Source organism: Streptomyces sp. NPDC021096 (assembly GCF_040641275.1).
Lineage (GTDB): Bacteria > Actinomycetota > Actinomycetes > Streptomycetales > Streptomycetaceae > Streptomyces.
Genome location: NZ_JBFADG010000049.1, coordinates 1 through 7,955, shown reverse-complemented (window position 1 = coordinate 7,955; position 7,955 = coordinate 1). Strand labels below are relative to the sequence as shown.

6 protein-coding genes are annotated in these 7,955 nt (G+C 72.1%); 1 reads left to right on the top strand and 5 read right to left on the bottom strand.

The features are described 5' to 3' along the window. Window positions 1-76: 76 nt before the first annotated feature. From AB0G59_RS28915 to AB0G59_RS28895, 5 genes are all read right to left on the bottom strand, one after another. A complete protein-coding gene (locus AB0G59_RS28915; protein ID WP_360917686.1) occupies window positions 77-2,203 on the bottom strand; it encodes a 3-hydroxyacyl-CoA dehydrogenase NAD-binding domain-containing protein in 2,127 nt (708 codons plus the stop codon). Next, window positions 2,200-3,420, bottom strand: a complete 1,221-nt coding sequence (locus tag AB0G59_RS28910; RefSeq protein WP_071963469.1) for an acetyl-CoA C-acyltransferase — start codon at window positions 3,418-3,420, stop codon at window positions 2,200-2,202. The genes AB0G59_RS28915 and AB0G59_RS28910 overlap by 4 nt, the downstream gene beginning before the upstream one ends. Before the next feature lie 282 nt (window positions 3,421-3,702). Then, on the bottom strand, window positions 3,703-4,980 hold the full coding sequence (locus AB0G59_RS28905; RefSeq protein ID WP_360917682.1) for a ribonuclease D: 1,278 nt from the start codon (window positions 4,978-4,980) through the stop codon (window positions 3,703-3,705). Between the two features lie 78 nt (window positions 4,981-5,058). Continuing rightward, window positions 5,059-5,718, bottom strand: a complete 660-nt coding sequence (locus tag AB0G59_RS28900) for a response regulator transcription factor (protein WP_071963467.1) — start codon at window positions 5,716-5,718, stop codon at window positions 5,059-5,061. Between the two features lie 290 nt (window positions 5,719-6,008). Further along, entirely contained in the window at window positions 6,009-6,695 is a 687-nt protein-coding gene (locus AB0G59_RS28895; protein ID WP_360917679.1) for a DUF3000 domain-containing protein, read from the bottom strand. A 91-nt stretch (window positions 6,696-6,786) separates the two neighbouring features. Between AB0G59_RS28895 and hemE the strand changes: the two genes are divergently transcribed. Then, on the top strand, window positions 6,787-7,863 hold the full coding sequence (gene hemE / locus AB0G59_RS28890; RefSeq protein ID WP_360917676.1) for a uroporphyrinogen decarboxylase: 1,077 nt from the start codon (window positions 6,787-6,789) through the stop codon (window positions 7,861-7,863). The last annotated feature ends 92 nt before the right edge of the window (window positions 7,864-7,955 follow it).

Sequence of the window (7,955 nt, the reverse complement as noted above, 5' to 3'; positions counted from 1 at the left end):
CTCCTTGGTGCCCCGCGGTGCGCGCGGCGACGGGTGCGGGGTCAGCCGTGGTGGCGGAGGGCATCCATCCGGCGGGTTACGCCGGGACGCTCGCCACGCCTTCGGCGAGGAAGCGGCGGCCGAGTACGCGCTCGGAGACGCCCTCACGGTCCAGGTACGGCGTGATGCCGCCCAGGTGGAAGGGCCAGCCCGCACCGGTGATCAGGCACAGGTCGATGTCCTGGGCCTCGGCGACGACGCCCTCGTCCAGCATCAGGCCGATCTCCTGCGCGACCGCGTCCAGGACACGGGCGCGGACCTGCTCCTCCGTCAGGACGCTGTCGCCCTGCACCAGCAGCGCCGCGACCTCCGGGTCCAGCTCCGGCTTGCCGGAGTCGTAGACGTAGAAGCCCCGCTTGCCGGCCTTGACCACGGCGGCCAGGTTCGGCGAGACGGTGAAGCGGTCCGGGAAGGCGCCGTGCAGCGTCTCGGAGACGTGCAGGCCGATCGCCGGGCCGACCAGCTCCAGCAGGACCAGCGGCGACATCGGCAGACCGAGCGGCTCGACGGCCTTCTCGGCGGTGGCCACCGGGGTGCCCTCGTCGATGACGTTCTGGATCTCGCCCATGAAGCGGGTCAGGATGCGGTTGACGACGAACGCCGGGGCGTCCTTGACCAGCACCGCGGTCTTCTTCAGCTTCTTGGCGACACCGAAGGCGGTGGCCAGCGAAGCGTCGTCGGTCTGCTCGCCGCGCACGATCTCCAGCAGCGGGAGGATCGCGACCGGGTTGAAGAAGTGGAAGCCCACGACCCGCTCGGGGTGCTTGAGCTTCGAGGCCATCTCGGTGACCGACAGCGAGGAGGTGTTCGTGGCGAGGATGGCGTGCTCGGGCACGACCGCCTCGACCTCGGCGAACACCTTCTGCTTGACGCCCATCTCCTCGAACACGGCCTCGATGACGAAGTCCGCGTCGCCGAAGGCGGCGGCCTTGTCGAGGACGCCGGTCACCAGGCCCTTGAGGCGGTTGGCCTTGTCCTGGTTGATGCGGCCCTTGCCGAGCAGCTTGTCGATCTCGCCGTGGACGTAGCCCACGCCCTTGTCGACGCGCTCCTGGTCGATGTCGGTCAGCACGACCGGCACCTCGAGGCGGCGGGCGAACAGCAGCGCCAGCTGGGAGGCCATCAGACCGGCGCCGACGACGCCGACCTTGGAGACCGGGCGGGCCAGCGACTTGTCCGGCGCGCCGGCGGGGCGCTTGGCGCGCTTCTGCACCAGGTTGAAGGCGTAGATGCCGCTGCGCAGCTCGCCACCCATGATCAGGTCCGCGAGGGCCTGGTCCTCGGAGTCGAAGCCCTGGCGCAGGTCGCCGTTCTTGGCGGCGGCGATGATGTCCAGTGCCCGGTAGGCGGCCGGGGCGGCGCCGTGCACCTTGGAGTCGGCGATGAAGCGGCCGCGCGCGACGGCCTGGTCCCAGGCCTCGCCGCGGTCGATCTCCGGGCGGGCGACCTCGAGCTCGCCCTTGAGGACGGAGGCCGTCCACAGCAGCGACTGCTCCAGGAAGTCCGCGCCCTCGAAGAGCGCGTCGGCGATGCCGAGGTCGAAGACCTGCTTGCCGCGCAGCTGCTTGTTCTGGTTGAGCGAGTTCTCGATGATGACCGAGACCGCGCGGTCCGCGCCGATGAGGTTCGGCAGCAGGGTGCAGCCGCCCCAGCCGGGCACCAGGCCCAGGAAGACCTCGGGCAGGGAGAACGCCGGGAGCGCCGCCGAGACCGTGCGGTAGGTGCAGTGCAGGCCGACCTCGACGCCGCCGCCCATCGCCGCGCCGTTGTAGTACGCGAACGTCGGGACGGCCAGCGAGGAGAGCCGCTTGAAGACGTCGTGGCCGCCCTTGCCGATGGCCAGCGCGTCCTCGTGACGCTTCAGCAGCTCGACGCCCTTGAGGTCGGCGCCGACGGCGAAGATGAACGGCTTGCCGGTGATGCCGACGCCGGTGATCTCGCCCGCCTTCGCCTCCGCCTCGACCTGGTCGATCGCGATGTTGAGGTTGGCGAGGGACTTGGGGCCGAACGTGGTCGGCTTGGTGTGGTCGAAGCCGTTGTCCAGCGTGATGAGCGCGAAGCGCCCGGCGCCGGGGAGGTCGAGGTGGCGCACGTGCGCCTGCGTGACGACCTCGTCGGGGAACAGCTCGGCCGCGCCCTTCAGGAGTTCAGCGGTGGTGCTCACTTGTTGCCTCCGTCGAAGTGCGGGTTCTCCCAGATGACCGTGCCGCCCATGCCGAAGCCGACGCACATCGAGGTGATGCCGTAGCGGACGTGCGGCTGCTCCTCGAACTGGCGGGCCAGCTGCGTCATCAGACGCACGCCGGAGGAGGCCAGCGGGTGGCCGAAGGCGATGGCGCCGCCGTACTGGTTGACGCGCGGGTCGTCGTCCGCGATGCCGTAGTGGTCCAGCAGCGAGAGCACCTGGACGGCGAAGGCCTCGTTGATCTCGAACAGGCCGATGTCGTCGATCGACAGGCCCGCCTTGGCGAGCGCCTTCTCGGTGGCCGGGACCGGGCCGATGCCCATGACCTCGGGCTCTACGCCCGCGAAGGCGTAGGAGACCAGGCGCATCTTGACCGGCAGGCCCAGCTCGCGCGCCACGTCCTCGGCGGCGATCAGCGAGGCGGTGGCACCGTCGTTGAGACCGGCGGCGTTGCCCGCGGTGACCCGGCCGTGCGGGCGGAACGGGGTCTTCAGACCGGCCAGGTTCGCCAGCGTGGTGCCCGGGCGCATCGGCTCGTCGGCGGTGGCCAGGCCCCAGCCCGTCTCGCCGCCCTCGGGGGACGTGCGGCGGATGGAGATCGGCACCAGGTCGGCCTGGATCTTGCCGTCGGCGTACGCCTTGGCGGCCTTCTCCTGGCTGCGGACCGCGTACTCGTCGGCGCGCTGCTTGGTGATGTGCGGGAGGCGGTCGTGCAGGTTCTCCGCCGTCATGCCCATGAACAGGGCGGACTCGTCGACCAGCTTCTCCGAGACGAAGCGCGGGTTCGGGTCGACGCCCTCGCCCATGGGGTGACGGCCCATGTGCTCGACGCCGCCGGCCAGGGCGATGTCGTAGGCACCGAGGGCGACGCCGCCCGCGACGGACGTCACGGCGGTCATCGCGCCGGCGCACATGCGGTCGATGGAGTAGCCGGGGACCGACTGCGGGAGGCCCGCGAGGATGCCGGCCGTACGCCCGAGGGTCAGCCCCTGGTCGCCGATCTGCGTGGTCGCGGCGATGGCGACCTCGTCGATGCGGGCCGGGTCCAGGTCCGGGTTGCGGCGCAGCAGCTCCCGGATGACCTTGACGACCATGTCGTCGGCGCGGGTCTCGTGGTAGATGCCCTTCGGGCCCGCCTTGCCGAACGGGGTGCGGACGCCGTCGACGAAAACGACGTCCCTAGCGGTACGAGGCACGTTGGCTCTCCTCCAGGTGCGGATCGCTGCGCGGGCATGCCGAGACGGCTCCGCCGCGGTGCGGGCTGACACCGGTCATGCTACTTGCGGGTAACCATGCTGCCCAGACCCTTCGGCGGGAGCGGCGAAGGTCACATTCCGCCGTGGCTGCGCGGCTGCGGCGCCGTTGCGCGGGGCTCCGCCCCGGACCCCGGTCCTCAAACGCCGGACGGGCTGGATTTTCCAGCCCGTCTGGGGGTACCTCCCAGCGGTAGCTGGGGGAGTTCGAGAGTTCGGGGGTGCTCAGGCGGAAGCCTCCGACAAGGCCTTCACCAGCACGGGAGTGACCTGCTCCACCTGCCACGCACGTGCGCCGTGCGCGGCGAGGACCTCCGCCACGGCCTCCGGCGTCGCGTCCTTCGGGGGCTCCCAGCACAGCCTGCGCACCGTGTCCGGGGTGATCAGGTTCTCCTGCGGCATCGTGAGGCGCTCGGCGAGCTCGGAGACCGCCGAGCGGGCCGCCGACAGCCGGGCCGCCGCGACCGGGTCCTTGTCGGCCCAGGCGCGGGGCGGGGGCGGGCCCGTCAGGGGCTGGCCGGGCTGGGGGAGCTCCGCGTCGGGGATCGCCCGGGCGCGGTCGACGGCGGCCTGCCACTGCTCGAGCTGCTTGCGGCTCATCCGGTGCCCGAAGCCGGGCAGCGCGGCGAGCGCGTGGGCGTTCGGCGGCAGGTTGAGGGCGGCCTCGACGATCGCGGCGTCGCCCAGCACCTTGCCGGGGGAGACGTCGCGCCGCTGGGCGATGTGGTCGCGTACGGTCCACAGCTCGCGGACCACGGCCATCTGCCGGCGCCGGCGCACCTTGTGCATGCCGGACGTGCGGCGCCAGGGGTCCTTGCGGGGAGGGGCGGGCGGCGCCGAGGCGATGGCGTCGAACTCCTGGCGGGCCCAGTCCAGCTTGCCCTGCCGGTCCAGCTCCCGCTCCAGCGCGTCGCGCAGGTCCACCAGGAGCTCCACGTCCAGCGCGGCGTAGCGCAGCCAGGGCTCGGGCAGCGGGCGGGTGGACCAGTCGACGGCGGAGTGGCCCTTCTCCAGGGCGTACCCCAGGACGTTCTCGACCATGGCCCCGAGTCCCACCCGCGCGAATCCCGCGAGCCGTCCCGCCAGCTCCGTGTCGAAGAGCCGCGCCGGCGCCATCCCTATCTCGCGCAGGCAGGGCAGGTCCTGGGTGGCGGCGTGCAGCACCCATTCGGCGTCGGCGATCGCCTCGCCGAGGGTGGACAGGTCGGGACAGCCGACCGGGTCGATCAGCGCGGTCCCGGCGCCTTCGCGGCGCAGCTGTACGAGGTAGGCGCGCTGGCCGTAGCGGTAGCCGGAGGCGCGCTCGGCGTCGACGGCGACGGGGCCGGTGCCCGCGGCGAAGGCCGCGACCACCCGGGCCAGGGCGTCGGCGTCGGCGACGACCGGGGGCATGCCTTCACGCGGTTCCAGCAACGGGATCGGCGCCGAATCGACGTCGTCCGGGGGGCCGCCCCCGGTGGTTCGCAGTGTCGTGTCTGCTGCGGTGTCTTGGGCGTCGGTCACCGGTCAAGGGTATCTGTGTATGGCAAGCGCCCGTCGCCGGAACGTTCCGGCGACGGGCGCGGCGCGGTTTCCCGCGGGTCAGTGGATGATGCCGGTGCGCAGGGCCACGGCCACCATTCCGGCCCGGTCCCCCGTACCGAGCTTGCGTGCGATGCGGGCGAGGTGGCTCTTGACGGTGAGCGCCGAGAGCCCCATCGAGACGCCGATGGCCTTGTTGGACTGGCCCTCCGCAACCAGCCGCAGCACCTCCACCTCACGTCCGGACAGCTCGCGGTAGCCACCGGGGTGGCCGGGGGCGCCGGGGGGCCGCCGCTGCATCCGGGCGGCGGCGGAGCCGATGGGGGCGGCCCCGGGACGGCCGGGGACGCCGAGATTGGTTCGGGTTCCGGTGACGACATAGCCTTTGACGCCGCCCGCCAGGGCATTGCGCACCGCACCGATGTCGTCGGCGGCGGACAGGGCCAGCCCGTTGGGCCAGCCCGCGGCGCGGGTCTCGGAGAGCAGGGTCAGGCCGGAGCCGTCGGGAAGGTGGACGTCGGCGACGCAGATGTCGCGCGGGCTGCCGATGCGCGGCCGGGCCTCCGCGATGGACGACGCCTCGATCACGTCGCGCACGCCCAGCGCCCACAGGTGGCGCGTGACGGTGGAGCGGACCCGGGGGTCCGCGACGACGACCATGGCGGTCGGTTTGTTCGGGCGGTAGGCGAGGCTAGCGGGTTGCTCGAGGAGAACGGACACCAGGCCTCCATTGGGGGGAGTGGCGGGGACCGGTGCCGACTTGGGGATAAGCCGGGGCGATCCGTATGGGAAGGGTCACAAGGTCCTTCGGCAATGAAACGGCCCGGCTTTAGGGAATGATCACGAATTGATGAGTAACAATTCGGGCAATTCGGACGATTGCCCGATCAACTTGCTCATTTTTTGTCACGAGAGATGGCGGAAACCCCGCCGAACGATGGCAGAAACGCACCCCCCAGGAGCATCCGGGACAGCCCGGCGACCGGGTGCGCAGACGCCCCGCGGGGCGTTCAGCGGCTGCTGTGCGGGCCCCGGCGCTGGGGCAGGGTCACGATGCCCGCCTCCGGGGCGCCGCCCGGCGGCAGGCCCGCGATCTGGCACAGCAGATCGCACCACGCCGACAGGTGCGCCGCCGTGTCCGGCACCGCCGCCGCGGCGGCCGGACCCGCCGGGGCCGACGCTCCCGCCGGGGCCTTGGCAGGGACCGGCGACCACGACGCCCTGATCTCGATCCGCGTCGACGGCTCCCGCTCCCGCAGCCCGCCGAAGTAGTGGGAGCTCGCCCGCGTCACCGTGCCGCTGGGCGCTGTGTACGGCACCCGCCGGGCCTCCAGAGCACCCGTCAGCCAGGTCCAGCACACCTCGGGCAGCAGCGGATCCGCCGCCATCTCCGGCTCCAGCTCCGCGTGCACCAGCGTCACCAGGCGGAACGTGCCGCCCCACGCCTCGTGCCCCGCCGGGTCGTGCAGCAGGATCAGCCGCCCGTCCGCCAGCTCCTCGTCGTCCACGACGACCGCCGCCTCCAGCGCGTACGAGTAGGGCGCCAGCCGCTGGGGCGGTGGTGTCGCGTCCAGCTCGATCTCGGGCCGCAGGCGTACCCCTTGCAGCCCCGCGACCGCTTGCCGGAAGACGGACGGGATGCCCTCCCCATCCGCGTCGTCCGGACCGTCCGAGAGGTGTCCCTGCGCCGCAGCCATGCCCGGAAGACTAGGCGGAACAACCCGCGGTTCCGGGTAGGGACACCCACACGGGCGGGTCACTCGTTCGGCCCGTGCGAAGATTTGGGGCATGAGTGAGCGCAGCCACCAGCAGACCGGCCGCACCGGGGCACACGATGCGGTACACGATTCGGCGTTCCTGCGGGCGTGCCGCCGCGAACCCGTCCCGCACACCCCCGTCTGGTTCATGCGTCAGGCGGGCCGCTCGCTCCCCGAGTACCGCAAGGTCCGCGAGGGCATCCCCATGCTGGAATCCTGCATGCGGCCCGAGCTCGTCACCGAGATCACCCTGCAGCCGGTGCGCCGCCACGGCGTCGACGCCGCGATCTTCTTCAGCGACATCGTCGTGCCGCTCAAGGCCATCGGCGTCGACCTCGACATCAAGCCCGGCGTCGGCCCCGTCGTCGCCGAGCCCGTCCGCACCCGCGCGGACCTCGACCGGCTGCGCCCGCTCTCCCCGGACGACGTCCCGTACGTGACCGAGGCCATCGGCCTGCTCACCGCCGAGCTCGGCGCCACCCCGCTCATCGGCTTCGCCGGCGCGCCGTTCACGCTGGCCAGCTACCTCATCGAGGGCGGGCCGTCGCGGACGTACGAGAACACCAAGGCCATGATGTACGGCGACCCCGAGCTGTGGGCCGACCTCGTGGACCGGCTCGCCGGCATCACCTCCGCGTTCCTGCGCGTCCAGATCGAGGCCGGCGCGAGCGCCGTCCAGCTCTTCGACTCCTGGGCCGGCGCCCTCGCCCCGGCCGACTACCGCCGCTACGTCATGCCGGCCTCCCGCAAGGTCTTCGACTCCGTCGCGGACTACGGCGTGCCGCGCATCCACTTCGGCGTCGGCACCGGTGAGCTGCTCGGCCTGATGGGCGAGGCCGGCGCGGACGTCATGGGCGTCGACTGGCGCGTCTCCCTGGACGAGGCCGTGCGGCGCGTCGGGCCGGGCAAGGCGCTGCAGGGCAATCTCGACCCGACCGTTCTCTTCGCTCCGCGGGAGGCGGTGCGCAGGAAGACGGACGAGGTGTTGAAGGCCGCGAGCGGCCTGGAAGGCCATGTGTTCAACCTCGGCCATGGCGTGATGCCGACGACGGACCCGGACGCGCTCACCCACCTCGTCGAGTACGTCCACGAGCAGACGGCGCGCTGACCGGGGGCTCCGCCCCCGGACCCCCGGTCCTCAATCGCCGGACGGGCTGATTTTGTTGCCCGGAACCGGCGGAAAATCCAGCCTGTCCGGCG

Bases quoted from the DNA above. Each gene is read 5' to 3' on its own strand.
- AB0G59_RS28895 (WP_360917679.1), bottom strand. From the start codon at position 6,695: ATGGCTGCGGCGCAGGGACACCTCTCGGACGGTCCGGACGACGCGGAT.
- hemE (WP_360917676.1), top strand. From the start codon at position 6,787: ATGAGTGAGCGCAGCCACCAGCAGACCGGCCGCACCGGGGCACACGAT.